The sequence below is a fragment of the Streptomyces humi genome (genome assembly GCF_001005085.2).
In the GTDB taxonomy this organism is placed as follows: domain Bacteria; phylum Actinomycetota; class Actinomycetes; order Streptomycetales; family Streptomycetaceae; genus Streptomyces; species Streptomyces humi.
This window is the reverse complement of sequence record NZ_LBMU02000001.1, coordinates 1-26,710: the sequence shown is the minus strand read 5'-3', so window position 1 is coordinate 26,710 and position 26,710 is coordinate 1. Positions and strand designations below refer to the sequence as shown.

Annotated in this window: 25 protein-coding genes and 1 tRNA gene; 16 read left to right on the top strand and 10 right to left on the bottom strand. The window is 71.0% G+C overall.

What is annotated here, in order from left to right:
- The first annotated feature begins 564 nt into the window (after positions 1 to 564).
- Both AAW13_RS00130 and AAW13_RS00125 read left to right on the top strand, forming a co-directional pair.
- Complete coding sequence (locus tag AAW13_RS00130) at positions 565 to 1,950, top strand: PP2C family protein-serine/threonine phosphatase (protein ID WP_046727540.1); 1,386 nt, start codon at positions 565 to 567, stop codon at positions 1,948 to 1,950.
- A gap of 126 nt (positions 1,951 to 2,076) precedes the next feature.
- Positions 2,077 to 3,564: an aminopeptidase P family protein gene (locus tag AAW13_RS00125; RefSeq protein ID WP_046727541.1), complete on the top strand. Its 1,488-nt coding sequence runs from the start codon at positions 2,077 to 2,079 to the stop codon at positions 3,562 to 3,564.
- Positions 3,565 to 3,698: 134 nt separating this feature from the next.
- On the opposite strand, the gene AAW13_RS00120 is transcribed toward AAW13_RS00125, so the two are convergent.
- From AAW13_RS00120 to AAW13_RS00105, 4 genes are all read right to left on the bottom strand, one after another.
- On the bottom strand, positions 3,699 to 4,514 hold the full coding sequence (locus AAW13_RS00120; RefSeq protein ID WP_046727542.1) for a triphosphoribosyl-dephospho-CoA synthase: 816 nt from the start codon (positions 4,512 to 4,514) through the stop codon (positions 3,699 to 3,701).
- 10 nt (positions 4,515 to 4,524) lie between these two features.
- On the bottom strand, positions 4,525 to 5,478 hold the full coding sequence (locus tag AAW13_RS00115) for an intradiol ring-cleavage dioxygenase (RefSeq protein ID WP_046727543.1): 954 nt from the start codon (positions 5,476 to 5,478) through the stop codon (positions 4,525 to 4,527).
- 99 nt (positions 5,479 to 5,577) lie between these two features.
- Positions 5,578 to 6,153 carry a GNAT family N-acetyltransferase gene (locus AAW13_RS00110; protein ID WP_046727544.1) on the bottom strand — a complete coding sequence of 192 codons (576 nt, stop codon included), beginning with the start codon at positions 6,151 to 6,153 and terminating at the stop codon, positions 5,578 to 5,580.
- 38 nt (positions 6,154 to 6,191) lie between these two features.
- Positions 6,192 to 6,641, bottom strand: a complete 450-nt coding sequence (locus AAW13_RS00105; protein WP_046727545.1) for an ATP-binding protein — start codon at positions 6,639 to 6,641, stop codon at positions 6,192 to 6,194.
- A 403-nt stretch (positions 6,642 to 7,044) separates the two neighbouring features.
- On the opposite strand from AAW13_RS00105, the gene AAW13_RS00100 reads away from it, so the two are divergent.
- From AAW13_RS00100 to AAW13_RS00060, 9 genes are all read left to right on the top strand, one after another.
- Positions 7,045 to 7,908, top strand: a complete 864-nt coding sequence (locus tag AAW13_RS00100; RefSeq protein WP_046727546.1) for a hypothetical protein — start codon at positions 7,045 to 7,047, stop codon at positions 7,906 to 7,908.
- Between the two features lie 136 nt (positions 7,909 to 8,044).
- Positions 8,045 to 8,794, top strand: coding sequence for a YcnI family copper-binding membrane protein (locus AAW13_RS00095; protein WP_046727547.1), 750 nt, complete (start codon positions 8,045 to 8,047; stop codon positions 8,792 to 8,794).
- Between the two features lie 107 nt (positions 8,795 to 8,901).
- Complete coding sequence (locus AAW13_RS00090) at positions 8,902 to 9,555, top strand: SCO family protein (protein WP_046727548.1); 654 nt, start codon at positions 8,902 to 8,904, stop codon at positions 9,553 to 9,555.
- Positions 9,556 to 9,629: 74 nt separating this feature from the next.
- Positions 9,630 to 10,082, top strand: a complete 453-nt coding sequence (locus AAW13_RS00085; RefSeq protein WP_046727725.1) for a copper chaperone PCu(A)C — start codon at positions 9,630 to 9,632, stop codon at positions 10,080 to 10,082.
- 14 nt (positions 10,083 to 10,096) lie between these two features.
- The gene (locus AAW13_RS00080; protein ID WP_046727549.1) at positions 10,097 to 12,163 is read left to right on the top strand and encodes a copper resistance protein CopC; all 2,067 of its coding nucleotides are present in this window, start codon (positions 10,097 to 10,099) and stop codon (positions 12,161 to 12,163) included.
- A gap of 8 nt (positions 12,164 to 12,171) precedes the next feature.
- Complete coding sequence (efeB, locus tag AAW13_RS00075) at positions 12,172 to 13,461, top strand: iron uptake transporter deferrochelatase/peroxidase subunit (protein WP_046727550.1); 1,290 nt, start codon at positions 12,172 to 12,174, stop codon at positions 13,459 to 13,461.
- Positions 13,462 to 13,556: 95 nt separating this feature from the next.
- Positions 13,557 to 14,492, top strand: a complete 936-nt coding sequence (pheA, locus tag AAW13_RS00070; protein ID WP_046727551.1) for a prephenate dehydratase — start codon at positions 13,557 to 13,559, stop codon at positions 14,490 to 14,492.
- A gap of 530 nt (positions 14,493 to 15,022) precedes the next feature.
- Positions 15,023 to 16,300, top strand: coding sequence for a serine--tRNA ligase (gene serS / locus AAW13_RS00065; protein WP_046727552.1), 1,278 nt, complete (start codon positions 15,023 to 15,025; stop codon positions 16,298 to 16,300).
- Positions 16,297 to 17,094, top strand: coding sequence for an HAD family hydrolase (locus tag AAW13_RS00060; protein WP_046727553.1), 798 nt, complete (start codon positions 16,297 to 16,299; stop codon positions 17,092 to 17,094). Before serS ends, AAW13_RS00060 begins: the two co-directional genes overlap by 4 nt.
- A 119-nt stretch (positions 17,095 to 17,213) precedes the next feature.
- On the opposite strand, the gene AAW13_RS00055 is transcribed toward AAW13_RS00060, so the two are convergent.
- The 6 genes from AAW13_RS00055 to AAW13_RS00030 form a co-directional block, all read right to left on the bottom strand.
- Positions 17,214 to 17,301, bottom strand: a tRNA-Ser gene (locus tag AAW13_RS00055).
- A 308-nt stretch (positions 17,302 to 17,609) separates the two neighbouring features.
- The gene (locus AAW13_RS00050; protein ID WP_046727554.1) at positions 17,610 to 17,807 is read right to left on the bottom strand and encodes an SGM_3592 family protein; all 198 of its coding nucleotides are present in this window, start codon (positions 17,805 to 17,807) and stop codon (positions 17,610 to 17,612) included.
- 79 nt (positions 17,808 to 17,886) lie between these two features.
- Positions 17,887 to 18,606, bottom strand: coding sequence for an ABC transporter permease subunit (locus AAW13_RS00045; protein ID WP_046727555.1), 720 nt, complete (start codon positions 18,604 to 18,606; stop codon positions 17,887 to 17,889).
- Positions 18,607 to 18,616: 10 nt separating this feature from the next.
- Positions 18,617 to 19,528: an ABC transporter ATP-binding protein gene (locus AAW13_RS00040; RefSeq protein WP_046727556.1), complete on the bottom strand. Its 912-nt coding sequence runs from the start codon at positions 19,526 to 19,528 to the stop codon at positions 18,617 to 18,619.
- A complete protein-coding gene (locus tag AAW13_RS00035; protein ID WP_046727557.1) occupies positions 19,525 to 20,433 on the bottom strand; it encodes an ABC transporter permease subunit in 909 nt (302 codons plus the stop codon). The genes AAW13_RS00040 and AAW13_RS00035 overlap by 4 nt, the downstream gene beginning before the upstream one ends.
- Positions 20,423 to 21,388: an ABC transporter ATP-binding protein gene (locus AAW13_RS00030; protein ID WP_046727558.1), complete on the bottom strand. Its 966-nt coding sequence runs from the start codon at positions 21,386 to 21,388 to the stop codon at positions 20,423 to 20,425. Before AAW13_RS00030 ends, AAW13_RS00035 begins: the two co-directional genes overlap by 11 nt.
- Positions 21,389 to 21,766: 378 nt before the next feature.
- On the opposite strand from AAW13_RS00030, the gene AAW13_RS00025 reads away from it, so the two are divergent.
- From AAW13_RS00025 to AAW13_RS00005, 5 genes are all read left to right on the top strand, one after another.
- The gene (locus AAW13_RS00025; protein ID WP_107483203.1) at positions 21,767 to 23,527 is read left to right on the top strand and encodes an SDR family oxidoreductase; all 1,761 of its coding nucleotides are present in this window, start codon (positions 21,767 to 21,769) and stop codon (positions 23,525 to 23,527) included.
- Positions 23,528 to 23,537: 10 nt separating this feature from the next.
- On the top strand, positions 23,538 to 24,494 hold the full coding sequence (locus AAW13_RS00020) for a MerR family transcriptional regulator (protein ID WP_046727559.1): 957 nt from the start codon (positions 23,538 to 23,540) through the stop codon (positions 24,492 to 24,494).
- Positions 24,495 to 24,615: 121 nt separating this feature from the next.
- On the top strand, positions 24,616 to 25,191 hold the full coding sequence (locus AAW13_RS00015; protein WP_046727560.1) for an RNA 2'-phosphotransferase: 576 nt from the start codon (positions 24,616 to 24,618) through the stop codon (positions 25,189 to 25,191).
- A 19-nt stretch (positions 25,192 to 25,210) separates the two neighbouring features.
- Positions 25,211 to 25,678: a hypothetical protein gene (locus tag AAW13_RS00010; RefSeq protein ID WP_046727561.1), complete on the top strand. Its 468-nt coding sequence runs from the start codon at positions 25,211 to 25,213 to the stop codon at positions 25,676 to 25,678.
- Positions 25,679 to 25,741: 63 nt separating this feature from the next.
- The gene (locus AAW13_RS00005; RefSeq protein ID WP_046727562.1) at positions 25,742 to 26,644 is read left to right on the top strand and encodes an LLM class flavin-dependent oxidoreductase; all 903 of its coding nucleotides are present in this window, start codon (positions 25,742 to 25,744) and stop codon (positions 26,642 to 26,644) included.
- Positions 26,645 to 26,710 lie beyond the last annotated feature (66 nt).

The window sequence follows — 26,710 nt, the reverse complement described above, 5'->3', positions numbered from 1 at the left end:
ACACCATGTGTCGATCACTTCACTGTGCGTACCTGTTGGCGCATCACACCCTTGCGCCGGGCAAGGGGAACCCCAGGGGGTCGAGCGGGGGCCGCACCCGCGTCCCGTACTGCCTCTATCAAAACCACGGACACGGCGTGGGGGTGGCGAAGTCTGGCGTTTTGCCGTTCCGAGTGTTTCTCTCCGCCTCCGCCACGGGAGGATGGGGCACGGTCGTCGGTGGTTAAGACGCCCGGGTCCGTCGCCAGGTTCCGGGTGCTCCCCAACCACCCCTGGCCTTCACCGAGTACGTACCCATCACGACCGTTGTGACGCTCCGTGGAGCAAGGCCAGTCGACCGCAATGAACCGTTACCCGAGTCAGTTTTAAGCCAACTTTGCTTTTGTGCAAGCCGTCCGGGAGACACCTCCGCAAGGTCCCACGGACACCAGGAATCCCGGCAGGACAATGCTGGACATCTCCTTACGAGTGCGTGTACATGTGGAGACACTGCCGGCGGCGCAGAAAGACATGGGGGTTTGCGATGCTTTTGAGCAGTACGCACAGGTCTGAAAGCCGGACGCGATGAACGCCCCGCACCCTCCGAAAGTGGCTGGAATCGATTCAACGGTTCCCACGCCCGCCCACACTGTCGCGCCGATTCCCCCCGCCCCGGGCGCACCTCCCGTCCCGAAGGCCCCCGCCGTCCCGGCCCCCGGCACCCTCCTCCAGGACCGGCTGGCCGGCTGGGTCTCCGACCTCACCACCCTCCATGAACTGACCGAACGGTTCGCCCGGACCGACGGACCGGAGCCCGCTCTCCAGGAGCTGCTGCGCGCCGGTGCCGCCCTCGTGGGCGCCCGGCGCGGCCTCGTGGCGCTGGAACCCGGTGACGGCCTCGGGCCGCGGACCACGATCGGCCTCGGACTGGGCCCCGCGGACCTCGGCCACCTGGAGACCGTCCCGCGCGGCGCGCTGCCGTACGACAGCGGTACCGCCGGTGAGATCGCGCACCCGGACCTGTTCGCCGAGGACGGCCTCGACCCACGCCACCGGGAGGTCGCCGCCCGCCTCGGCTACGCCGCCAGCTACGCGCTCCCCCTCGCCACCGACGCGGGTGCCCGTCTCGGCGCCGTCGTCTGGCTCTACGACGAACCGGCCGAACCGAACGAGCGGCGGCGCCACCTCATCGGCCTGTACGTCCGGCACGCCGCCGAGCACCTGGTGCGGCTCCTCGAGGTGCAGCGCACGCGCGCGTGCATGGCGACCATCGCCGAGGAACTGCTGCCGTCCCGGCTGCCCCGGGTGGCCGGCGTCCAGCTCGCCGCCCGGCACCGCACCGGCCCGCGCGGCGGCGGCGACTGGTACGACGCGCTGCCGCTGCCGGACGCCGCCCTCGGTCTCGCGGTCGGCTCGGTGACCGGCTCAGGACCGAGCGCGGTCGCCGCGATGGGCCGGCTGCGGGCCTCCCTGCGGGCGTACGCGGTGATGGAGGGCGAGGACCCGGTCGCGGTCCTCTCCGACCTCGAACTGCTGCTCAGGCTGACCGAACCGGCCCGCTCCGCCACTGCCCTGTTCGCGTACTGCGAACCCGCGCTGCGCAAGGTCACCCTGGCCGGGGCCGGCCACAGCCCGCCGCTGCTGATCGGTCCGCACCGCACCGAGTTCGCGGAGACCTCGGTGTCCGCGCCGCTCGGGATGCTGGCCTGCTGGGAGGCGCCGAGCGTGGAGATCCAGGCCGCGGCGGGAGAGACGGTTCTGCTGTACACCGACGGGCTGCTGCACCGCACCGGCGACCCCATGGACCGCGCCTTCGCCCGCCTGCACACGGCCGCCGCGAGCATCCCGCGGGCGCTGCGCCACGACCCTGGGGCGGTCGCCGACCACGTGCTGCGCACGGTGCTGCCGGACGGCCTGGACACGGCGGAGAGCGAGGAGGACGTCGTCCTGCTGGCCGCCCGGTTCGACTGACCGGCCAGTCAGGAAGCGGAGGCCGACGCACCTCATACGGCCATGGGTCCCCGTCCGGTCCCCGTCCCTGGGACGCCGTTCGGTACGAACGTACGATGGACGGGATCCACAGCAGTGTCGAGGAGGATGAACGTGGCCGACGAGCTCCCGGAGACCCCGGAAACTGTGCTCGACAATGCCGCTGACGCGGCGGACGAAGAGCCGATCAAGCAGCGCAAGAACGGCCTGTACCCGGGCGTGTCCGACGAGCTCGCCGACAGCATGAAGTCCGGCTGGGCCGACACCGAGCTGCGCGGCCTCGAACCCGTCGAGCAGGCCGGGCACACCGCCCGCCGCCGCGCGGAGCTGTCCGCCCGCTTCCCGGGCGAGCGCCTGGTGATCCCGGCAGGCAACCTGAAGACCCGCTCGAACGACACGGAATACCCGTTCCGTGCGTCGGTCGAGTACGTCTACCTCACCGGCAACCAGACCGAGGACGGCGTACTGGTCCTGGAGCCGAAGGACGACGGCCATGTGGCCACCGTCTACCTGCTGCCCCGCTCCGACCGTGAGAACGGCGAGTTCTGGCTCTCCGGGCAGGGCGAGCTGTGGGTGGGCCGCCGCCACTCGCTGACCGAGTCCGAGACGCTCTACGGCATCCCCGCCGCCGACGTCCGCGAGCTGGCCGACAAGCTGCGCGAGGCGACCGGCCCGGTCCGCGTCGTGCGCGGGTACGACGCCGGCATCGAGGCCGCGCTGACCGACAAGGTCACCGCCGAGCGCGACGAGGAACTGCGCGTCTTCCTCTCCGAGGCCCGCCTGGTCAAGGACGAGTGGGAGGTCGGCGAGCTCCAGAAGGCCGTCGACTCGACCGTGCGCGGCTTCGAGGACGTCGTTAAGGTCCTCGACAAGGCCGAGGCCACCAGCGAGCGGTACATCGAGGGCACGTTCTTCCTCCGCGCGCGCGTGGAGGGCAACGACATCGGCTACGGCTCCATCTGCGCGGCCGGCCCGCACGCCTGCACGCTGCACTGGGTCCGCAACGACGGGCCGGTGCGCTCCGGCGAGCTGCTGCTCCTGGACGCGGGCGTCGAGACGCACAGCCTGTACACCGCCGACGTCACGCGCACGCTGCCGGTCAACGGCACGTACAGCGAGCTCCAGAAGAAGATCTACGACGCCGTGTACGACGCCCAGGAGGCCGGCATCGCGGCGGTGAAGCCGGGTGCCAAGTACCGCGACTTCCACGATGCCGCGCAGCGGGTGCTGGCCGAGCGGCTCGTCGAGTGGGGGCTCGTGGAGGGGCCGGTGGAGCGGGTGCTGGAGCTGGGCCTGCAACGCCGGTGGACGCTGCACGGGACCGGGCACATGCTCGGGCTCGACGTCCACGACTGTGCCGCCGCGCGGACCGAGACGTACGTGGAGGGCGTCCTGGAGCCGGGGATGGTGCTCACCGTCGAGCCGGGGCTGTACTTCCAGGCCGACGACCTCACCGTGCCGGAGGAGTACCGGGGGATCGGCGTGCGGATCGAGGACGACATCCTCGTGACGGAGGACGGGAACCGGAACCTGTCCGCGGGGCTGCCCCGGCGGTCGGACGAGGTCGAGGCCTGGATGGCCGCGCTGAAGAGCTGACGTGCGGTGACGTGAGGTGAGGTGAGGTGAATGGCCGGGTACCAGGTGGGTGCCCGGCCATTCGTCGGTCCGCGGGTCGTGGGTGGTTGCTCGCGCGGTTCCTCGCGCCCCTGAAGGGGCGCTCAGTCACGGTGTTACACAGTGGGCAGTGCGTCCAGGAAGAGGGCGCCGGCCAGGAGGCCTGCGCTGCCTCTCGGGCTCCAGCCTCGTTCGTGCAGGTCTGCGTCCATGGCCGCCAGGGCTTCAGCGCCCGCGGTCGTCGACGTGCCGCCCGCCTCCAGCACTCCCCGCGCGCCCGCCTGTACGTGGCGCAGGCCCAACGGGCCCGTGTCGTAGAGGAGTTCGGTGTCCTGGAGGGTGGACATCACGGTGAGGAGGGCGTCCAGACGGGCCTCGTCCTCGGTGGCGCCCGCCTTGCGGGCCGTCGCCAGTGCCTCCAACGCCCTGCGCACGTGCGGGAATCCGGCCCTGGCCTCGCCGCGGGCACCGGCGGCGCCGTACTTCGCGGAGATCGTCGAACCACGCGAGGGGCGTCTGGGGGCGCCCTTGTCGTTGAAGGCGGCGATCCTGCGGGCCGTCGCGGCGATCTCGCGGGCCCTCGCCCGGGGGTCCAGGGCGGCCGCGGCGACCAGTAGGCCGAGGGCCCACAGCGCGCCCTTGTGGCCGCCGCCGGCCAGGCCGACCGAGTGCTCGGTACACCGGCCGATCGCGCCCAGCTCCGCCCGCAGCGCCGGCGAGGGTTCGCCGGTACGGCGGGCGGAGGCGGCCATCGCCGCGAGGCCGGGCGCGAGCGCCCTGGCCGACCAGCGCAGACTGTCGTGCTCCCGGCGCGTGCTGTGCGCGTCCAGGTCACGCGGGTCGGGCAGCCCCGGCTTCGGGGCCAGGGCCAGCTGCCCGGTGAGCGCGGCCACCGCGGCCAGCGCCAGCGCGTCGTCCTCGCGGTTTGTCATGTCCCTTACCTTATGAGGAGGCGGAGGCCGAGGGGGAGGCGCTGCCGGTCGGAGCGTCGCTCGGCGGGGTGCCCGTCGGCGCGTCGCTCGGGGCACCGCTCGGCGGCGTACCGCCACCACCGCTGCCGGCGCCCGTGTTCTCGGTGTCCGGGTCGATGCCCAGGGTCAGCGAGCCCTTGTAGCCCTTCGAGGGGTCCTTCTTGTGCACCGCCTTCAGGGTCAGCAGCCCGCTGGAAGCGCCGCCGCCGTCGTACACCATGTCGTCGGCGAGGACGGTGTAGCTGCCGGTGTGCTTCGAGTAGGGCTCCAGCGCGAAGATCTCCTCGGCGATGCCGTCGTCGAAGAACAGCTGGCCGGTGTAGTTGACGATGCCGCCCTCGTAGGTGCCGTCCTCCTTCTCGCCGCCCGTGTGCACCTTCACGTGGATGTGGCAGGTACGCGGGGTGTACCAGCCGGGGAAGATCGTCTCGAACTTGACGACCCCGTTGGCGTTGGCGATCTGGTAACCGCGCAGGTATGTCTGGTCGTTGGCGGAGTCGCCCTCCTCGCTCTCCGCGGGGGCGGAGCCACCGGGGTTGGCGGTGGTGTAACCGGAGTAGTAGCCCCAGGCGTCGCAGTGCCAGATCTCGACCGCCGCGCCCTTGACCGGGGTGCAGCCGTCGGTGGCGTCGACGACGGTCAGGCGGAGGGTCAGCGGAACGCCGGCCTTGCCCTCGGTGATGTCCTTGCGCACCAAGGCACCATCGAGGTAGTACGGGCCTTCCGTGACGCTGGTCATCAGCGTCATGCACTCACTGCTGGTGGAGCCGGCGGAGGCCGTGGCGTCCGCGTCGGTGCCGTCGGTCGTGTCGGCGAAGGCCGACTGGAAGCCGGCGACCGCGAGGCCGCCGGCCGCCACCGTGCCGCCGGACACCACGAGGGCGCGGCGGCGGGTGATCGACGTGTCTTTGTGGTTTCCCGTCATGGGCGACGAAGCTAGAAACGCCGTTTGTCAGGGGCATGGGCACGAGCTGGGAACGACCTGTGAACGCCCAGGAAGCTGAAACCGGCTGGAAGCCGCTGGTCACAGGGCCGGATCGCGGTCGTGCAGGATCCGCTGGAAGAGCCGGCTGTCCCGCCATTCTCCGTTGATGTGCAGATACTGCGGGGCATCACCGATCGTCTCGAATCCGCATTTCTTCAGCACGCGTTGGGACGTCGTGTTGTCGATGAGGGTGGATGCCTCGATCCGGTGCAGTCCGACAACCTCTCTCGCGATCCCGCAGACCCGTTCGAGCGCGGCCGTGGCCAGCCCGCGGCCCTGCTGATCGCCGGCCACCCAATAGCCGACGTAGGAACTACAGAAAGGCCCCAGTGAAATTCCGGTAAGAGTGATCGCACCGACGATCCGGCCGGTACCCGCCGACTCCATGAGCAGTGGGAGCAGGACCCCGTCCGCGGCCTGTTTCAGCAGGTCGTGGATGCGTTCGGTCTGCCCCTCGACGGTGAAGAAGGACTCGGGTCTGACCGGCTCCCAGGGTTCGAGATGGCTTCGGTTGACGGTGTATGCGATGCTCAGCGCTCGCGCGTCGCCGACGGCAAGCGGACGCAATATCACGTCGGGCAGGACGGGGATTTCTTTAATCTTTCTGAGAAACATGCGCGCACCCTAGCGCGCGGGTTATGCGGGGGCGAGAGTCATGCCGAAAGCAGGGAAGGATCTTTCTTCCACTTGAGGATCTTGTCGAAGCTGACCACCGTGCCACCGCGGCCCGGTTTGCTGCCGATGTGGACGTGGTCGGCGAGTTCCCTGATGAGACAGAGCCCTCTGCCGTGTTCGGCGTCGAGGCGGGCAGGTCTGATGTCCTGGGTGCGGGCGAACCCCGGACCGATGCCCGGACCCGAATCGGCCACCTCGATACGGCACTTCTCGCCGTCCAGGTAGGCGGTGACCCGGTACGCCTCCGAGGGACGGCCGGCCCCGCCGTGCTCGACGGCGTTCGCGCAGGCCTCGCTGAGGGCGACGGAGAGGTCGTAGGAGATGTCGGGGTCGACGCCCGCGGTCTCCATGGTGCCGATCAGCAGCCTGCGGGCGAGCGGCACGCTGGCGGCCTCACGCCGCAGATGGAGTGACCACCAGATGCTCATGCTCCAGCCTCCTGGCCGCGGCTCGACATACCGATACCTATTGCCAGCCGTGCGCGGGTGTAAGCACTCCGTTCATGTGAGAACGCCCATCCGGGGGATGCGCCCGGGGAGGTTTCGGTGTATGAGCGGCCGGTTCGGCACAAAATCGATCTTCCGCTTCGCTTTCTTGTTCTCCTGCCGTCCCCCTCTCGTTTCCCGTCCCGAAAGCCCTCCGCCGCCCCGCCCGGCACCTTCCGCTTCGGCGGCGACCGGCCGGCTCCAGGCCGCCGCCGGACCCCGTTCGGCCCCGGCGCCCCGGCGTCCCGGCCGTCCTCCGCGAGGCCTTCCAGCGTTTCCGGTCGTAACGGAATCTTCCGGACCTGCCGTCAGGGAGGCCCGGGTCCAGTGCGATGATGAGCCCGCCATGACTGCCCCCCGCCCGCGCACCGCGCGTCCCGGAAGCGGACTGCGGCTCCCGCGGGCCGCGGTGTTCGCCGCGTTCTGCGTCGTGCTGGCCGCGGCGGGGCACGCCCTGGCGTCCTGCGCGACCGTTCCGCTGTGGACGCTCGGCGCGGGTTTCCTCGGCACCCTGGCACTCGTCGCCCCGCTGACCGGGCAGGCCCGCTCGCTGCCGGGGACCGTCGCCCTGCTCGCGGTCCTACAGACCCTGCTGCACACGCTGTTCGGGCTCGGCCAGCACGGCGCTGCGGCGATGGCCGCCGGTTCCGCGATGACCGGATCCGGGACGTCGTCGGCCTCCGCGACGGCGGCGGGGGACGCGGCGCTGGTCCAGCGGGCCGCCGAGCTGGTGTGCGGGGCCGGGGTGGGGCAGATCAGCCCCGCTCACGCGTACAAGATCCTCACCGCCGCGCACCTCGCCACCTCGGGCTCGGCCACCGGCACCTCCGGCTCGGCCATGGACATGAGCGGAATGGCGTCGGACGCCGGATCGTCCGCCTTCATGCTGCCCTCCGTGCCCATGCTGCTCGGTCACCTGCTGGCGGCCGTCGTGGCCGGCTGGCTGCTGCGCCGGGGCGATCTGGCAGTGCTCCGGCTGGTCGACCTGTCGGCGCACGGAGTCGCCGAGGGGGCGCTCGTCCGTTCCCTGCGCGGCGCGCTCGCGCTGGCGTGCGCACTGTGCGCCGGGCTCGTCGCGGTGCCCGAGGCGCCCGCGCGAGGCGGTCGCGGCGCCTGGGACGAACCGCCCGCACCGCACACCGTCACACTCCGGCACTCCCTGCTCCGGCGCGGCCCGCCGGCGGCCGCCGCACTCGTTCTCGCCGCCTGACACGACGCGACCAGAGCACTCCCCCGGAGCTCGTCCGGAGGGGCCTGCCGCCGTCGTGCGGCACGCGCGCGTGCGTGCGCATCCGCCCGCACGCCCCCTCGACGACAGAACTCACTCGGAGTGGAGTGCTCCTGCCATGAAGGCTTCTCGTTTCGCCGCCGTCACCGCCGTCGCGGGTACGGCCGTACTCGCCGTCTCCTCGCCCGCGTTCGCGCACGTCAGTGTGCAGCCCGAGGGCACCGCCGCGAAGGGCGGTTACGCGGTCATCGACTTCAAGGTCCCCAACGAGCGCGACAACGCCTCGACCACCAAGGTCGAGGTCACCTTCCCCGCCGACCACCCGATCGCGTCCGTGATGCCGCAGCCGATGGCCGGCTGGAAGATCGACGTCACCAAGTCCAAGCTGGCCAAGCCGCTGGAGATGCACGGCGAGAAGATCGGCGAGGCGGTCACCAAGGTCACCTGGACCGCCTCCGACGGCAAGGGCATCGAGCCGGGCTACTTCCAGAAGTTCCCGCTCTCCGTGGGCGCGCTCCCGGAGAACACCGACGAACTGGTCTTCAAGGCGCTCCAGACGTACTCCGACAAGGAGGTCGTCCGCTGGATCGAGGTCCAGCAGAAGGGCCAGGAGGAGCCGGAGAACCCGGCGCCGGTCCTCACCCTGTCCGCCGCCGCCGACGACCACCACGGCTCCACGACCGCCGAGGACACCGCCGCGGAGACCGCCGCCAAGACCGAGACCACGGCCTCCGACGACGCCGGTTCGTCCGGCGGCAGCGACACCACCGCCCGCGTCCTCGGCGTGGTCGGCATCGCCGTCGGCGCGGCCGGGGTCGCCTACGGCGTACTCGCCGGCCGCCGCCGGTCCACGGGCTCCGAGGCCTGAGTGCCACGTCCGTAACGCGCACCGGGGGTCGTGCGAGGCTGTCGGGGCTCCGCGGCCCCGTACGACCCCGGTGCGCGCCGGATCTCTCACATCTGGGACATTTCTCTATGCGCAAGAAGACGTTCGCCGCGGCCGCCCTGCTCGCCGCCGCCACCCTCACCCTCTCCGCCTGCGGCAGCGGCGACGACGCCAAATCGCCCGTCGCCGTCGTCGCCGGGGACAACTCGAACAAGGCCGCGACCATCCTGGACCAGCCGTTCGAGAAGCCGGACCTGGTGCTCACCGACACCCAGGGCAAGAAGTACGACCTGCGCGCCGAGACCAAGGGCCGGCCCACGCTGGTCTACTTCGGCTACACGCACTGCCCCGACGTCTGCCCGCTGACCATGAACAACCTCGCGGTCGCCAAGAAGGCGCTGTCCAAGGCCGACCAGGCGAAGCTGCGGGTCGTGTTCGTCACCACCGACCCGGCCCGTGACACCCCGTCCGAACTGGGCAAGTGGCTCAAGGGCATCGACTCCAGCTTCGTCGGCCTGACCGGCGACTTCGCCACCATCCAGGCCGGCGCCCGGACCCTCGGCATCTCCATCGAGCCGACCCACAAGGACAAGAAGACCGGCAAGGTCGTCTCGGTGCACGGCACCCAGGTCGTCGCGTTCTCGCCGAAGACCGACGGCGGTTACGTCCTGTACGGCGAGGACGCCACCGTCGACGACTACACCAAGGACCTCCCCAAGCTGATCAAGGGGGAGAACCCGTGAGGCGTCCGGCCCTGACCGTCCGCCGTCCGGCCCTGACCGTCCGCCGTCCGGCCCTGACCGGAAGGCGGCTCGCGCTGACCGGCGTGGCCGCCACCGGCACCGCCCTGGCGGGCGCGCTGGTCCTGGTGGGCTGCGGCGGCTCGGCCGCCTCGGGAGCCGAGTTGTCGGTGGGCGCCTCCTACATGCCCCAGCCGGTCTCCGCCGACATGGCCGCCGGGTTCCTGACGATCACCAACAAGGGCGGCACGAAGGACGAACTGACCTCCGTCACCAGCGACTCCGCCGGCGATATCACCATGCACGAGACCAACGGCGGTGCCATGGAGGAGGTCCGCTCCTTCGAGGTGCCCGCACACGGTCAACTCGTGTTCAAAAGCGGTGGCAACCATCTGATGTTCGAGAAGCTGAAGCACCGCCCGGAGCAGGGCGACACGATCACGCTGAAACTCAAGTTCGCCGAATCCGGTCCGCTCACGGTCGAGATGCCGGTGAAGTCCGCCACGTACAACCCGTCGACCGGACACTGAGGGAGGGACCGACCTTGACGCGGACCATCACCCCCCGCCTGCGCACCCTGGTGCTGCTGATCCTCGCCGTCGCCGGCGCGCTGCTGGCCGGGGCCGGGCCGGCCTCCGCGCACGCCGCGCTGACCGGCAGCGACCCCGCCCAGGGGGTGGTGGTCCCGAAGGCGCCCGACCAGGTCTCCCTCACGTTCTCCGAGAACGTGTCGCTGAACAGCAACTCGATCCGGGTCCTCGACCCCAAGGGCAAGCGGGTCGACACCGCCAAGCCGGACAACCTGTCCGGGACGACCTACGGGGTCCAGCTCAGGACCGGCCTGGGCAAGGGCACGTACACCGTCGCCTGGCAGGTCGTCTCGGCGGACAGCCATCCCGTCGCCGGCGCCTACACCTTCTCCGTCGGGGCGCCGTCCACGACCGTCGCCTCGGTCGGGGACCAGGAGGCCGGCGGCGGGTTCGTCGGCTGGCTCTACGGCTTCGGGCGCTACATGTCGTACGCCGGGTACATCGTGCTCGTCGGCGGCGCCGCGTTCGTGCTGGCCTGCTGGCAGCGCGGCTCGGGTGTGCGGGCCCTGCAACGGCTCGTCGTCGGCGGCTGGCTGACGCTCACCGCGGCCACGCTGTGGCTGCTGCTCCTGCGCGGCTCCTACACCACCTCCGGCAGTGTCGGCGACATCTTCGACCTGAACCTGCTCGGCCAGGTCCTCCAGACCAAGACCGGCGCGGCGCTGGTCTCCCGGCTGCTGCTGCTCGCCGCCGCCGCGCTGTTCATCGCGGTGCTCTTCGGCGCCTACGACAAGCGCGAGGAGGGCGCGGAGAAGCGCGACCTGACCTTCGGGCTCGCCATCGGCGGGACCGTCGTGGCCGCCGGGCTCGCGGCGAGCTGGGCCATGGCCGAGCACGCCTCCACCGGACTCCAGCCGGGCATCGCGATGCCGGTCGACATCGTCCACCTGCTCGCCGTCGCCACCTGGCTCGGCGGCCTCACCGCCCTGCTGGTCGCCCTGTACCGGGCGCCCGCCGACACCCCGGTCGGGTCCGCGGCGGTACGACGCTTCTCCCAGGTCGCCTTCGGGAGCGTGCTGGCGCTGGTCGGCACCGGCGTCTACCAGTCCTGGCGCCAGCTCGGCTCCTGGTCGGCGTTCACCGACACCGCGTACGGACAGCTGCTGATGGTCAAGATCGCGCTGGTGGCGCTGCTCGTCGGCATCGCGTCCATCTCGCGGCGCTGGACGGGCCGGCTCGCGGACACGGCACTGACCGAGACCGGGGAGGAGACCGCGAAGGCGGCGGCCCGGGAGGAGACCGGAAAGGCGGCCGGGGAGGAGACGGTCACGACGTCCGCCGCGACGAAGCAGGCCGGGAAGGAGACGGTCAAGGCGTCCGCCGCGGCCAGGGAGACGTCCGGTACGGCCGGTGCCCGGGTCGCCGGTCCCGGCGAGGAGGCGTCCGCGGGGAAGGCCGCTTCCGACAGCGACGAAACCGACCCGGAGCGCGCCGCGCAGCTGGCCCGGCAGCAGACCGCCAAGGACCTCGCCCGGCAGAAGCGCGTCCGGGACGCCGACCCCGACCGCTTCGGCCTGCGCCGCTCGGTGCTCGCGGAGGCCGGGGTCGCCGTCGCCCTGCTCGCGGTCACGACCGTGCTGACCCAGACCGAGCCGGGCCGGACCGAACTGGACGCCAAGGCCGCCGCCTCGTCGTCCTCGTCATCGTCTTCGTCGTCCTCCTCCTCGGACTCGTCCTCCGGCGCGCTGACCCTCGACATGTCCTTCGACACCGGCGGCAAGGACGGCAAGGGCGTCGTCCGCGTCGACCTCGACCCCGCGGCCGTGGGCAGCAACGAGATGCACGTCTACGTCCAGCGGCCCAACGGACGCGCCTTCGACATCCCCGAGGTGAAGGTCGCCTTCACCCTCGACGCCAAGAAGATCGGGCCGCTTCCCGTGGCACCGGACCACATCACCACCGGGCACTGGGCCGCGAACGGCGTGCAGATCCCCATGGCCGGCGACTGGACGGTCTCCGTGACCGTGCGGACCTCCGACATCGACCAGGTGACCGTCTCCAAGCACGCGCAGATCGGCTGAACCGCACCATGGCTGAACAGTCCCAGTCCCTTCGTACCCCGGTCACCGGGGAAGCCCCCTCGGCCGCCCCCTCGGCCGCCGCCGCGGGCGGCGTCAGCCGGCGCGCGCTGCTCGGCACGGCCGGGGCCACCGGGCTCGTACTCGGTGCCGCGGGCGCGGGTGCCGGCTACACGGCCGCGCCCGCCCAGGCCACCCCGCTCAGCTCGGTGGGCTCCGGCGAGGCGATGTTTCACGGGAAACATCAGCCGGGCATCACCGAGGGCCTTCAGGCGCGCGGCCATCTGGTCGCCTTCGACCTGGCGGCGGGCGCGGGCCGCGCGCAGGCCGCGGCGCTGCTGCGCCGCTGGTCGACGACGGCCGGGCGGCTGATGGCGGGCGAGCCGATGACGCAGGACGACACCGAGGTGGCCCGGGACGCGGGTCCCTCTTCGCTGACGATCACCTTCGGCTTCGGCAACAGCTTCTTCGCCCGCACCGGGCTGGAGAAGCAGCGGCCGTCCGCCCTGGACCCGCTGCCCGACTTCTCCTCCGACCACCTGGACAGGTCGCGCAGCAACGGCGATCTGTGGGTGCAGATCGGCGCCGACGACGCGCTGGTCGCCTTCCACGCCCTGCGCGCCCTCCAGAAGGACGCGGGCAGCGCGGCCCGGGTGCGCTGGCAGATGAACGGCTTCAACCGCACCCCGGGCGCCACCGCCCACCCCATGACGGCCCGCAACCTCATGGGCCAGCTGGACGGCACCCGCAATCCGAAGCCGGCCGACCCCGACTTCGACGAACGGATCTTCGTGCCCTCGTCCGGCGAGCCCGCCTGGATGGCGAACGGCTCCTATGCCGTCGTACGTCGGATCCGCATGCTCCTCGACGACTGGGAGAAACTGTCGCTGACGGCCCAGGAGAACGTGATCGGGCGGAAGAAGTCGAACGGGGCACCGCTGTCCGGAGGCACCGAGACGACCCCGATGGACCTGGAGAAGGCGCGGTCCGACGGCGAGTACGTGGTGCCGGTCAACGCCCATGCCCGGATCACCCGGCCCGACCAGAACGGGGGCGCGGCCATCCTGCGGCGCCCGTTCTCGTACCACGACGGGATCGACGCGGACGGGACGCCGGACGCGGGGCTGCTCTTCGTCTGCTGGCAGGCGGATCCGCTGCGCGGGTTCGTGCCGTTGCAGCGGAAGCTGGACCGCGGGGACGCGCTGTCGCAGTACATCCGGCACGAGGCGAGCGGGCTGTTCGCGGTGCCGGGTGGCGCGGCCGAAGGGGAGTACGTGGGGCAGCGGCTGCTGGAAGGCTGATCCATCGGTGCGCTTCCGGGTTTCAAACCACCCGGTCGAGTGGTTCCGGTGAGACAGGTCGGCTTGGCGTTCCTGGGCCCATTAGGGTGAGGGACATGCCAGCGAGCTATGCGTATCTCGGTCCTGAAGGCACCTTCACCGAAGTCGCTCTGCGCACGCTTCCGGAGTCCGCCACCCGGCAGCTCGTCCCGTACGTCTCCGTGCAGTCGGCACTGGACGCCGTGCGGAACGGCGAGGCCGAGGCCGCGTTCGTGCCGATCGAGAACTCCGTCGAGGGCGGGGTCACCACGACCCTCGACGAGCTGGTCGCCGGCGAGCCGCTGATGATCTACCGCGAGGTGCTGCTGTCGATCACCTTCGCGCTGCTGGTCCGGCCGGGCACCAAGCTCTCCGGGATCAAGACGGTGACCGCGCACCCGGTCGCCCAGCCGCAGGTCCGCAACTGGCTGCGGGCCCACCTCCCCGAAGCCGTCTGGGAGTCCGCCGCTTCGAACGCGGACGGCGCCCGGCTGGTCCAGGAGGGCCGTTACGACGCCGCGTTCGCCGGTGAGTTCGCGGCCGAACGGTACGGTCTGGAGGTACTGGAGGCCGGGATCCACGACGCGGAGAACGCGCAGACCCGGTTCGTGCTCGTCGGCCGCCCGGCCCGGCCCGCGGCCCCGACCGGCGCGGACAAGACCTCGATCGTGCTCTGGCAGAACGAGGACCACCCCGGCGGCCTGCGTGACCTGCTCGGCGAGTTCGCCACCCGGGGCATCAACCTGATGCTGCTCCAGTCCCGGCCGACCGGTGCCGGCATCGGCAACTACTGCTTCTGCATCGACGCCGAGGGGCACATCTCCGACCGGCGGGTGGCGGAGGCCCTGATGGGACTGAAGCGGATCTGCCGCCAGGTGCGGTTCCTGGGTTCCTATCCGCGGGCGGACGTCCGACCCGGCGAGACCGTGGGCCCGACGCTGCCCGGGACGTCCGACGAGGAGTTCGTGGCCGCCTCGGACTGGGTGGCGCGCTGCCAGGACGGCCGCTTCTAGCCAGCCCTACCTTCATATCTTCGTTATCCACAGGAGTTATCCACAGGCGCTCTTCTCGACCTGGGGACAAGTCGACAGTGCCGCGTGAGTCTGTCGACAAATCGCCCTACGAGCCATCGGTGCGACCCCGGTCGCCCACATCACCCTTCGTCCACTCGTTTCCCATGGTTCGTCTTTTGGAGCGATGCCTTTCCACTCGAAAGTGGGTGTTGTCCTGGTTTGAACCGGGAATTCCTCCCTTCACAAGGCCGTTACGGAGTGATCAATTCCGAAGTCCACACCTCATCCACACACCCTGTGGATAACTCTCGCGAGGGCGTGGATCCCTGTGGACAACCGCGCCCCCAAGTTCCGCTCTCCACAAGGAAATCGAGTCAACCGAGGACCGCCGACTTGCCCCGTCCCAGGGAGTGAGACACTTTTTATTGACACGCTCGGCAATTCCGTCATAACGGAACGTATGTAGCGAATCGGAACACGTAGGAATAGTGATTCGTGAGGGGCAACCCCACACCGGTAGCCTTGGCTCCGTGATTGACCTTCGCCTGCTCCGTGAGGACCCCGACCGTGTGCGCGCGTCCCAGCGCGCCCGTGGAGAGGACGTCGCGCTCGTCGACTCCCTCCTCTCTGCCGACGAGCGGCGCAGGTCCTCCGGCGTCCGCTTCGACGAGCTGCGCAACGAACAGAAGTCACTCGGCAAGCTCATTCCCAGGGCCTCGGGCGACGAGAAGGCCGAGCTGCTGGCGCGGGCGAGCCAGCTCTCCGCCGACGTCAAGGCCGCGGACGCCGAGCAGCACGAGGCCGACGAGGAGACCAAGCGCCTCGCGCTGCAACTGGGCAACCTCGTCCACCCCGACGTCCCGGTCGGCGGCGAGGAGGACTTCGTCGTCCTGGAGACGCACGGCACCATCCGCGACTTCGGCGCCGAGGGCTTCGAGCCCAAGGACCACCTGGAGCTCGGCGAGGCGCTGGGCGCCATCGACGTGGAACGCGGCGCCAAGGTGTCCGGCTCGCGCTTCTACTACCTCACCGGTGTCGGCGCCCTTCTCGAGCTGGCGCTGGTCAACGCGGCGATCGCACAGGCCACCGAGGCCGGCTTCGTCCCGATGCTGACCCCCGCGCTGGTCCGCCCGCGCGCCATGGAGGGCACCGGCTTCCTCGGCCAGGCCGCCGAGAACGTGTACCACCTGGAGAAGGACGACTACTACCTGGTCGGCACCTCCGAGGTCCCCCTCGCCGCGTACCACATGGACGAGATCCTCGACGCCGACCAGCTGCCGCTGCGCTACGCGGGCTTCTCGCCCTGCTTCCGCCGTGAGGCGGGCACCTACGGCAAGGACACCCGGGGCATCTTCCGGGTGCACCAGTTCGACAAGGTCGAGATGTTCTCCTACGTCGCCCCCGAGGACGCGGAGAACGAGCACAAGCGGCTCCTGGACTGGGAGAAGCAGTGGCTGACCGGCCTCGAGCTGCCCTTCCAGGTCATCGACGTGGCCTCCGGCGACCTCGGCGCGTCGGCGTCGCGCAAGTACGACTGCGAGGCGTGGATCCCCACCCAGGGCAAGTACCGCGAGCTGACCTCGGCCTCCAACTGCGACAGCTTCCAGGCCCGCCGGCTGTCCGTCCGGATGCGGGACGGCAAGAAGGTGCAGCCGCTCGCGACGCTCAACGGCACGCTGTGCGCCGTACCGCGCACGATCGTGGCGATCCTGGAGAACCACCAGCTGGCCGACGGCTCGGTGCGCGTGCCCGAGGTGCTGCGCCCGTACCTGGGCGGCCGGGAGGTCCTGGAGCCGGTGTCCCGGTGACCTTCCCCTACGGGCTCATCGCCACCGACCTCGACGGGACGCTGCTGCGCTCCGACGAGTCGATCTCCGGGCGCACCCGTGACGCGCTCGCCGCGGCCACCGCGGCGGGCGCCGCGCACATCGTCGTCACCGGCCGCGCGGTCCCCTGGACCCGGCACATCCTCGACGACCTCGGCTACGACGGCCTCGCCGTCTGTGGTCAGGGGGCGCAGGTGTACGACGCCGGGTCGCACCGCCTGCTGACCTCCGTGACGCTGGACCGTCAGCTGGCCGGGGTCGCCCTGGCGAAGATCGAGGCCGAGGTCGGCCCGCTGTACCTGGCGGCGAGCCGGGACGGACTCGACGGCGACGTGCTGGTGGGCCCGGGGTACGCGGTGACGGGTCACCTTCCGTCCACCCCGTTCACGGACGCCGCGGACCTCTGGTCGGCGCCGCTGAACAAGATCTACATACAGCACCCCGAGCTGTCCGACGACGAGCTGGCCGAGGCGGCACGGCAGGCCGCCGGTGGTTTCGTCACCGTCGCCATGGCGGGCCAGGGCATCGTGGAACTGCTCCCGCTCGGCCTGTCGAAGGCGACGGGCCTGTCGCTGGCCGCACGCCGGCTGGGCCTGAAGGCGGCCGACACGATCGCCTTCGGCGACATGCCGAACGACATCCCGATGTTCGCGTGGGCGGCGCGCGGGGTGGCTATGGCCAACGCTCACGAGGAGCTGCGCGCGGTGGCCGACGAGGTGACCTCTTCCAACGAGGAGGACGGGATCGCGGTGGTCGTGGAGCGTCTGCTCGGGTGAGGCACGCCTTTGCCTGCGGGTGCGTGGGGGCTGGTCGCGCAGTTACTCCCCAGCCTTCGGCCGGGGTACGCCCGGCGCCTCTGAAGGGGCGCTGCGGCCGAGGCCTCTTTCATGTCTTGCGGAGGATGCACGGATCGAACGTGCGCGGGCTTTTCGGGCCCGACCGCGGCTTAGCAAGCCGGTGCCTTACCACTCGGCCAATCCTCCGGGTGGGCGGCCCACGCGAGAGCGACCATCGCGTGCTCGAAGCGGCCGCCCCGGGCAGCTACACGGCGATCCGCCGAAGGCTGCCCTGACGGGAGCGGGACGTACTGTCGTGCATGGACATCGTCCGGCTCCTCTCCCAGATGGTGGGCTGACACAACTACTGTGCCTTTGAGCCGAGTTGCACGCCAGTGATTATTCGAGAGGCGCCGGCTGCACGCGCCCCTTCAGGGGCGCTGGGGGTACCCCCAGCCGAAGGCTGGCGGAGGAACTGCGCGACCGCCCCCACCGGCGCGCAGCCGAAGAACCGCCTACCGGCGCCACCACTTGCGCCGCGCCTTGCTGAAGAACCACCCCGCGGGCGCCTCGTCCGACCGCCACGGCTGCGGCTCCGGTTCCTCCGCCTTCCACCGCGCCGCCAGCATCCGCGCCCGCGCGGACGGCTCAGAGGTCTCGGCCGACCGTATGAAGTCCTCGTTCAGAACGACGCCGTCCCAGTCCTCTGCCATCCCCGTTCCTCTCCACAGAACGTCCCCTTCGCCCAGTCTGCCCGGGCACGGGTGAAGTCCCCGTCAATAAGCCGGCCGTCTACTCCTCGCCCGCCAGCGTCAGCGAGCGCAGCTTCTGTCCGGCGTACCAGGTCGCCAGGACGGTCACCACGACCAGCAGCACCGTGGCCGTCGTCAGGGAGACGTCCGACGTGACCAGGTCGCCGCCTGTCACCTTGTGGGCGACCGCCAGCGACCACTGCTGGACGCTCAGCGTCCGCGCACCGGGGACCAGGGAGCCGAACAGCGCCTCCCAGACCAGGGCGTAGACCAGCCCGAAGACCACCGCGTGCCGGGACACCGTGCCGAGCAGCAGGAAGAGCGCCGCATAGGTGATCGACGCGACGAGCGCGGCCACCGTGTAGGCGACGGCGATCTGCTGGCCGTTGCCGTTCAGGACGAAGCCCGCGATCAGGGTCGGCAGGGCGGAGAACACCATGGTCACGGCGATCGCCACGATCAGCTTGGTGAAGATGATCGTCGGCCGTTTGATCGGCTTGGACAGCAGGTACACCACCGAGCCGTCGTCGATCTCGGGACCGATCGCTCCGGTGCCGGCGATGACGCCGATGAGCGGCACCATGGTGGCGAGGGCGAGCCCGCCGAGCAGGTCGGCGGCCGTCTGGTCGTCGGCTCCGGCGAGGGCGCGGACGACCACGGAGATCACGATCAGCAGCAGGGGCAGCGCCCCCAGGATGAGGGCCCGGCGACGGCCGAGCAGGGCCCGGTAGGTGAGCCGGGCGACTGTGGGGTCGTACATCTTCGGCCTCCTACGCCGCGACCAGGTACGAGAACACGGATTCGAGGGACTCGTCGGACGGCGAGACCGTGAGCAGCCGGATGCCGTGGTCGCGGGCGACCTTGGGCAGCAGGGCGGTGAAGCGGCCGAAGTCGACGGCCTGGATGCGCAACGCGCCCTCGGTCACGTCCACTTCGATGCCCGAGGTGGAGGGGTCGGCGATGAGCGCCGCCGCGAGCGCCCGGTCGTCGCTTGAGCGGACCAGGTAGCGGTGCGGGCGGTCGGTCATCAGACGGCGGATCTTGCGGAAGTCGCCGCTGGCCGCGTGCCGTCCGGCGACCACGACCTCGATGTGCCAGGCCAGTTGCTCGACCTCTTCGAGGATGTGCGAGGAGAACAGGACCGTGCGGCCCTCGTCGCCCATCCTGCGCAGCAGGTCCATCAGCTGCATGCGCTGACGTGGGTCCATGCCGTTGAAGGGTTCGTCGAGCAGGAGCAGGGACGGGTCGTGGACCAGGGCGGACGCCATCTTCACGCGCTGACGCATGCCCTTGGAGTACGTCTGGATCTTGCGGTCCTGGGCGTACTCCATCTCGACGGTCGCGAGCGCCCTCTGGGCTGCCTTGGCGCCCAGTCCGTGCAACTCGGCGTTGGCGACGACGAACTCGCGGCCGGTGAGGAAGTCGTACATCGCCTCGCGCTCGGGGACGATGCCGATGTGCTTGTAGATCGCTTCGTTGCGCCAGACCTGTTGGCCGTCGAGGGTGACCGTGCCGGTGGAGGGGGCGAGGAAGCCGCCCATCATGTTGATGAGGGTGGACTTCCCGGCGCCGTTGGGGCCGAGGAGGCCGGTGACGCCGGGGCCGATGGTCATGGTGATGTCGTTGACGGCCACCACGTTGCCGAACCAGCGGGAGACGTGGTCGATGGAGAGCGTGGTCACAGTCCCACCTTCTTGTAGCGGCGCAGCAGCAGGCCGTAGGTCGCGGCGACGAGACCGAGGATGACGAGCAGGTACACCGCGCCCTGGCCGTGCGTGGGTCCGTCGCTGCCCGGGAAGGTGTTGGTGCCGCCGAGCAGTCCGCTGCTCAGGCCGCCGATCAGGGTGACCGGCGAGAACAGGCCGATCCACGGGACGGCGCCGGAGCTGCCCTGGGCGTCGGCGATGGCCTGGAGGGTGGAGACAGCGCCGTAGGAGATGGTCAGTACGGCGATCACGGCGGCGATGCCGAAGCCGCGGCGCGGCGTGACCGACGCGATGACCAGGCCGATGCCGGCGAACAGCAGGGACAGCAGGGCCACCGAGACCAGTCCCTGGCCGAACCCCTTGCTCTGGTGGGCGAAGTCCATCTTGCTGAGCAGTGCGCCCAGGTACAGCACGAGCAGCGGGGCCCCGGTGAGGATGAACATGGCGGAGGCCAGGGCCGCGAACTTGGCCCGGACGTAGTCGGCGGTCTCGATGGGCCGCGAGAAGTACAGCGGGATGGTCTTGAAGCGCAGGTCGCGGGAGACGGCCTGCGGTGCCTGCGAGGCGACGTACAGGCTGATGACGGCCTGCATGATGATCGCGTACCGGGTGTAGGACACCGGCAGGTCGTGCGCCTTGGTGGCGACGGCGACGGCGACCATGATGGCCGCCGGCACGCACATCACCGCGAACAGGAGCATCGGCAGCACCTTGGACTTCACCGAGCGGCCGAGGCCGTAGGAGCCGCGCAGGGTCTGCGAGTACAGGGAGAGCCGGGCGTAGCCGCGGCCGAGGCGCGGGCCGTCGTAGCCGCGGTAGCCGATGTCGTGGATGCGGGACTGGTCCCCCGCGGGGGTGGCCAGGGGCTGCTCAACCGCCATGGACGGCCGCCTCCTTCCGCTGCTCGTCGCTGCTGGTGAACACTTCGGAGATGTGGTGCCGGCGCTGCTCCATGCGCACCAGGCCCAGGCCGAGGTCGGCGACGACGTCCCGGACCAGGTCGTACGTCTCCTCGCCCTGGGCGGTGAGCAGCAGGATGTGGCCGGCGCCGGGCAGACCGGCGCCCTCGTTGTCGGTCGCCACCCCGCGCGCGGTGAGCGCCTCGCGGACCGCGCGGGTGCCGTCCGGGTGTTCGTCGCTGTCGGTGACCTCGATGGCGAGGGTGGTCGTGGTCTGGGTGAAGTCCGTGGTGGAGCTGGAGCGCAGCAGCTTGCCGCCGTCGACGACGACCACGTGGTCGCAGGTGCGCTCCAGTTCGCCGAGCAGGTGCGAGGTGACCAGGACCGAGATGCCGAAGTCCGTGTGGATACGGCGGATCAGGCCGAGCATCTCGTCACGGCCGACCGGGTCGAGGCCGTTGGTCGGCTCGTCCAGGAAGACCAGCTGCGGGTCGTGCACCAGGGCCTGGGCGAGCTTCACGCGCTGCTTCATGCCGGTCGAGTAGCCGCCGATGGGGCGGTACCGCTCCTCGTAGAGGCCGACGTGGCGCAGGGTGTCCGCGGTGCGCTCGCGGGCGGCGGTGGGCGGCAGGCCGGACATCCGGGCCATGTGCACGACGAACTCGGTGGCCGAGACGTCGGGCGGCAGGCAGTCGTGCTCCGGCATGTAGCCCACCCGCTCGCGGATGGCCGCGCCCTTGGTCGCGACGTCGAGGCCGAGCACCTCGGCGCGGCCCTCGGTCGCGGGGGACAGACCCAGCAGGATCTTGATCAGGGTGGACTTGCCGGCGCCGTTGGCTCCGACGAGTCCGGTCACACCGGGTCCGATGTCCACGGACAGCCGGTCGAGCGCGGTCACCCGGGGGAACCGCTTGCTCAGGCTTTCGGTCGCGATCACAGTCACAACGTCGAAGGTAGTGACCTGGACCACGCCCGGTCGTCAGACCCGAGAGCCGTCTTCGCATCACCCTCGAGTATTACGGGGCCCTAGGGGATCCCCTTCCTGAGAGCTACGCAGAGTTATCCACAGGCCTTGGCAGACCTATTGACGCTGCCTCTAACAACTGTCACATTCACCAGTGTCACGTTACGGACGCGTACCGCAGTCGACGAGGACGGGGCGGATGACGACGGCACTGAGGGATGAACGCGCCATGGAGCCCGAGGGTTTCCGGCGGGTGCGGCGCGAGTGGCTGCGCGGGCGGGGAGTGCGGGACACGGCGTTCACGGGCTTGTGGACACCGCGTGGGGGAGTGCGGCATTGGGCGGAGGACAGGTGACGGCACTGGAGGGCGCGCGCGAGCGCCGGGTGCACACGGGCGGCATCGACCTGTGCGTGCTGGAGCTGGGAGACCCGTCGGCCCCGACGGTCGTCCTCGTGCACGGCTACCCGGACAGCAAGGAGGTGTGGTCCGAGGTCGCGACCCGGCTGGCCGGCCGCTTCCACGTGGTGCTGTACGACGTCCGCGGCCACGGCCGCTCCACCGCCCCGAAACCGCTGCGCGGCGGCTTCACCCTCGCCAAGCTGACCGACGACTTCCTGGCGGTGGTGGACGCGGTCAGCCCGGACCGGCCGGTGCACCTGGTCGGCCACGACTGGGGCTCGGTGCAGTCCTGGGAGTTCGTCACGGTGGGCCGCACCGAGGGCCGTGTCGCCTCCTTCACCTCGATGTCCGGGCCGTCCCTGGACCACTTCGGGCACTGGATCGACGCGCGCGTGAAACGCCCGACGCCCCGCCGGGTGGGCCAGCTCCTGGGCCAGGGCGCCAAGTCCTGGTACGTGTACCTGCTGCACACCCCGGTCGTCCCCGAGCTGGCCTGGCGCGGCCCGCTCGGCAGGAGCTGGCCCGGGATCCTCCGCCGGGCCGAGGGGCTGCCCACGGACGACTACCCGACCGCCTCCCTGCGCTCCGACGCGGCGCACGGGGCATGGCTGTACCGCGACAACGTCCGGCCCCGGCTGCGCCGCCCGCGCGAGGACGCGTACGCGCACGCGCCCGTGCAGCTCATCACGCCCCTCGGCGACGCCTTCCTCTCCGAGCGCCTCTACGACGATCTGGAGCACTGGGTCCCCCGGCTCACCCTGCGCACCCTGCCCGACAAGCACTGGATCCCGCGCACCCGCCCGGACCAGGTGTCCGCCTGGATCGAGGAGTTCGTGCTGGCGGTCGAGAGCGGACAGGACGCCCAGCCTCCGCGCGCGGACCGTCACGCGCAGCGTTTCGGCGGCCAGCTGGTGCTGGTCACGGGGGCGGGCAGCGGCATCGGGCGGGCGACCGCGTTCGCCTTCGCGGAGGCGGGCGCGCGGGTGGTGGCCGTGGACCGGGACGGGGAGGCCGCCGCCCGCACCGCCGAGCTGGCCCGGCTGACCGGCGCGGCGGACGCCTGGGCCGAGACCGCCGACGTCTCCGACGAGCAGGCCATGGAGAAGCTCGCGGAGAAGGTCCACGGCGCGTACGGCGTGGTGGACGTGCTGGTCAACAACGCGGGCATCGGCCTGTCGGGCTCCTTCTTCACGACGACACCGGAGGACTGGCGGCGGGTCCTGGACGTGAACCTGTGGGGCGTGATCCACGGTTGCCGGCTCTTCGGGGCCCGGATGGCCGAACGCGGGCAGGGCGGGCACATCGTGAACGTCGCGTCGGCGGCCGCGTACCAGCCCTCCCGCGCGCTCCCGGCCTACAGCACGTCCAAGGCGGCGGTCCTGATGCTGTCGGAGTGCCTGCGCGCGGAACTCGCGGACCGGCGCATCGGCGTGAGCGCGGTCTGCCCCGGCTTCGTCAACACCAACATCACCTCGACCGCCCGCTTCACCGGAGTCGACGAGCAGGAGCAACGGCGTCGGCGGCAGCGGTCCGCTCGGCTGTACGGGATGCGGAACTACCCACCGGAGAAGGTGGCTTCGGCGATCCTGGACGCGGTGGAGCGGAACCGTGCGGTGGTGCCGGTGACGCCGGAGGCGCGGGGGATGCGGGCGCTCTCGCGCCTGGTGCCCGGGATGTCGCGGCGGCTCGCGAAGGTGGAGCCGAAGGTGTGAGGAGCCCTGTATGACCGACCTCACCGGCCCCCCGTCCCAGGTCGCCTACCGCATCGAGGACCTGGCGCGCCTCTCGCGGACCTCCGTGCGCACCGTCCGCGCGTACCAGGACAAGGGGCTCCTCCCCCGCCCGGAACGGCGGGGCCGCGCCAACCTGTACTCCGACGCCCATCTGGCCCGGCTCCACCAGATCGCCGACCTCCTCGCCCGCGGCTACACCCTCGCCTCCATCAGGGAACTCCTCGACGCCTGGGACACCGGCCGCGGCCTGGCCGGTGTGCTCGGTCTCGTCACCGAGGCGGAGGGCCCCTGGACCGACGAGGAACCGGACCGGCTGTCCCGCGCCGAGCTGGCCGCCCGCTTCGGCGGCACCTCCGACGACGCGGCCGTGGCGGAGGCCGTGGCCCTCGGCGTCCTGGAGCCGGTGGCCGACGACCCGGACGCCTTCCTCGTTCCGAGCCCCCAAGAGCTGGCGGTCGCCGCGGAGTTGCACAGAGCGGGGGTACCGCTGTCCGTGATCGCCGACCACCTGCGGGAGTTGAGGGTCCAGGTCGAGCACATAGCCGCCCGGTTCCTGGAGTTCACCACCGAACACGTCTTCGCCCGCTACCTCGACGACCCGGACCTGCGCACCGATGCGAAAGCGGCCGAGGCGGCCGACCTGGTCCGGCGCCTGCGGCCGCTGGCCCGGCAGACCGTGGACGCCGAACTCGCGCGCGCCATGCGCCTGTTCGCTCCCCGCGAGGTACGCAGGCAGCTCGGCGCGGAGGTGCGGTCGACCGCGCCTGACGAGACGCGTTCCGTGGCGCTGCCCGCCGAGACGGTTCAGGCCGTACGTGGCCTCGTTGGTCCCGAACACACTCCGGAGTTCATCGCCCTCGCCGCCGAACGAGAGGTGCGCGCACGGCACTTGGATGCCCTCACCGCACATCACAGGCCTGTTAACGATCTTGACGAATCGTCTTGAAACGCCCGGCCGTTGTCCACAGTGCCGCCAATTCCCCTGTGGATAACCCTACTTGGTTGTGGATCAAACCTGCGACGAAAAATATCTGCGTGATCCGCGTCTCTCCCGGCACGCTGGTGGCATGAACGACAAGAAGACCGTCAGACAGAACGAGGATCGGCGCACCGTGAAGGTGTCGAAATACCTCTCCAAGCACCTGCGCCACCAGCCCGAACGCATCGGACTGACGCTGGACGAGGCCGGCTGGGTGGAGATCGACGCCCTGCTCGCGGCCACGGCGGCCCACGGGTTCCCGGTCAGCCGCGAGGAACTGGACCACGTCGTCGCCGCCAACGACAAGCAGCGCTTCGCGATCGACGGCACGCGGATCCGCGCCAGCCAGGGCCACAGCGTCGACGTGGACCTGGGACTGCCGCCGGCGACCCCGCCGCCGTACCTCTACCACGGCACCGTCGCACGGAACCTGGACGCGATCCGGACGGCCGGCCTGAAGCCCATGAACCGGCACGACGTGCACCTGTCGGCCGACCGCGAGACGGCGACCCGGGTGGGCGCCCGGCGCGGGCGACCCGTCGTGCTGTCGGTCGACGCGGGCGCGATGCACCGGGACGGCCACGTCTTCCACCTCAGCGCGAACGGGGTATGGCTGACGCGGACCGTACCGCCCGCCTACCTGCGCTTCCCCGAAGCGCACTGAGCCCGGCATCATGAGTGGTATGGACCATTCGGGGCACTACCGGGAACACCTGCCGACGACCGAGGCGGCCGTCGGCGCTCTCCACACCATCGCGGCCCAGTACGGGCGGGAGCTCGAGGTCACACACGACATCGGCGCCGACCGGACCTCCCGGCGCGGCGCGGCGGGCTTCGGCGTCACCACGGACCCGGACGGTTCGCTGCCGCACGAGGCGTACGCCGACTTCAGCGGGGTGCCCCGGGTGAGCGTGCGGCTCTTCCCGGAGGCCGACGCGCTGATCACGGTCGAGGGGGTCGCGTTCCACGACGTCCCGCGCGACGACGTCCCCGGCTTCCTGCACTCCGTCTTCGGCGGCCTGAGCCACGTCCGGGCCCGCCGCTTCCCGCCCTCGGCCTCCCTCGTGGTGCCACTGCCCGGGGACCGCACCTACCGGGAGCACCTCGCCGCGCACCTGCTCACCCCCTGGCTGAGCAGCCGCGTACGGTGACCGCTCCCGCGCCGCCGGTGACCGTTTCGTCCCCCGCCGACGCGTCCCCTTAGTCTCGGACCCATGAGTCTGCGTCTGAGCACCGTGATCCTCCCGTACCGCCGCTGGAACGAGGGCGGCTCCGCCGCCTGGACGCGCGCCGAGGAACTGGGCTTCCACACCGCGTACACCTACGACCACCTGTCCTGGCGCAGCTTCCGGGACGGTCCGTGGTTCGGCGCGATACCGACGCTGACCGCCGCCGCGGCCCGCACCGAGCGGTTGCGGCTGGGCACGCTCGTCACCTCCCCGAACTTCCGGCACCCGGTGACGCTGGCGAAGGAGCTGATCTCCCTCGACGACATCTCCGGCGGCCGGATCACGCTCGGCATCGGCGCGGGCGGCACCGGTTTCGACGCCACCGCACTGGGCCAGGAGCCGTGGACCCCGCGTGAGCGGGCCGACCGGTTCGCCGAGTTCGTGGCGCTGCTCGACCGGCTGCTCACCGAGGACACGGTGACCTACGAGGGCCAGTTCTACTCGGCGGGCGAGGCGCGCGACATCCCGGGCTGTGTACAGCGTCCCCGGCTGCCCTTCGCGGTGGCCGCCACCGGCCCGCGCGGGCTGCGGCTCGCCGCGCGGTACGGCCAGGCCTGGGTGACCACCGGCGACCCCAAGCTGTACGAGACGGGCACGCCCGAGCAGTCCCACGAGGCGCTGCGCGGACAGCTCGGCCGGCTCACCGAGGCCTGCGCGGCTGCCGGACGGGACGTCTCGGAGCTGAACCGGGTCCTGCTCACCGGGTTCACCCCGGACCGCGGCGGTCCGCTGGAGTCGCTGGACGCCTTCGTGGACTTCGCCGGCCGCCACCAGGAGCTGGGCTTCACCGAGCTGGTGATCCACTGGCCGATCCCCGACTCGATGTTCGCCGCCGAGGAGAAGGTCTTCGAGCGGATCGCCATGGAGGCCCCGGCCCAGCTGGGCTGACCATGGTCCGGCCGGTTCCTGGCTGGGTTCCTGGCCGGGGGGTCTTGGTCGGGGGGGCTTGGTCGG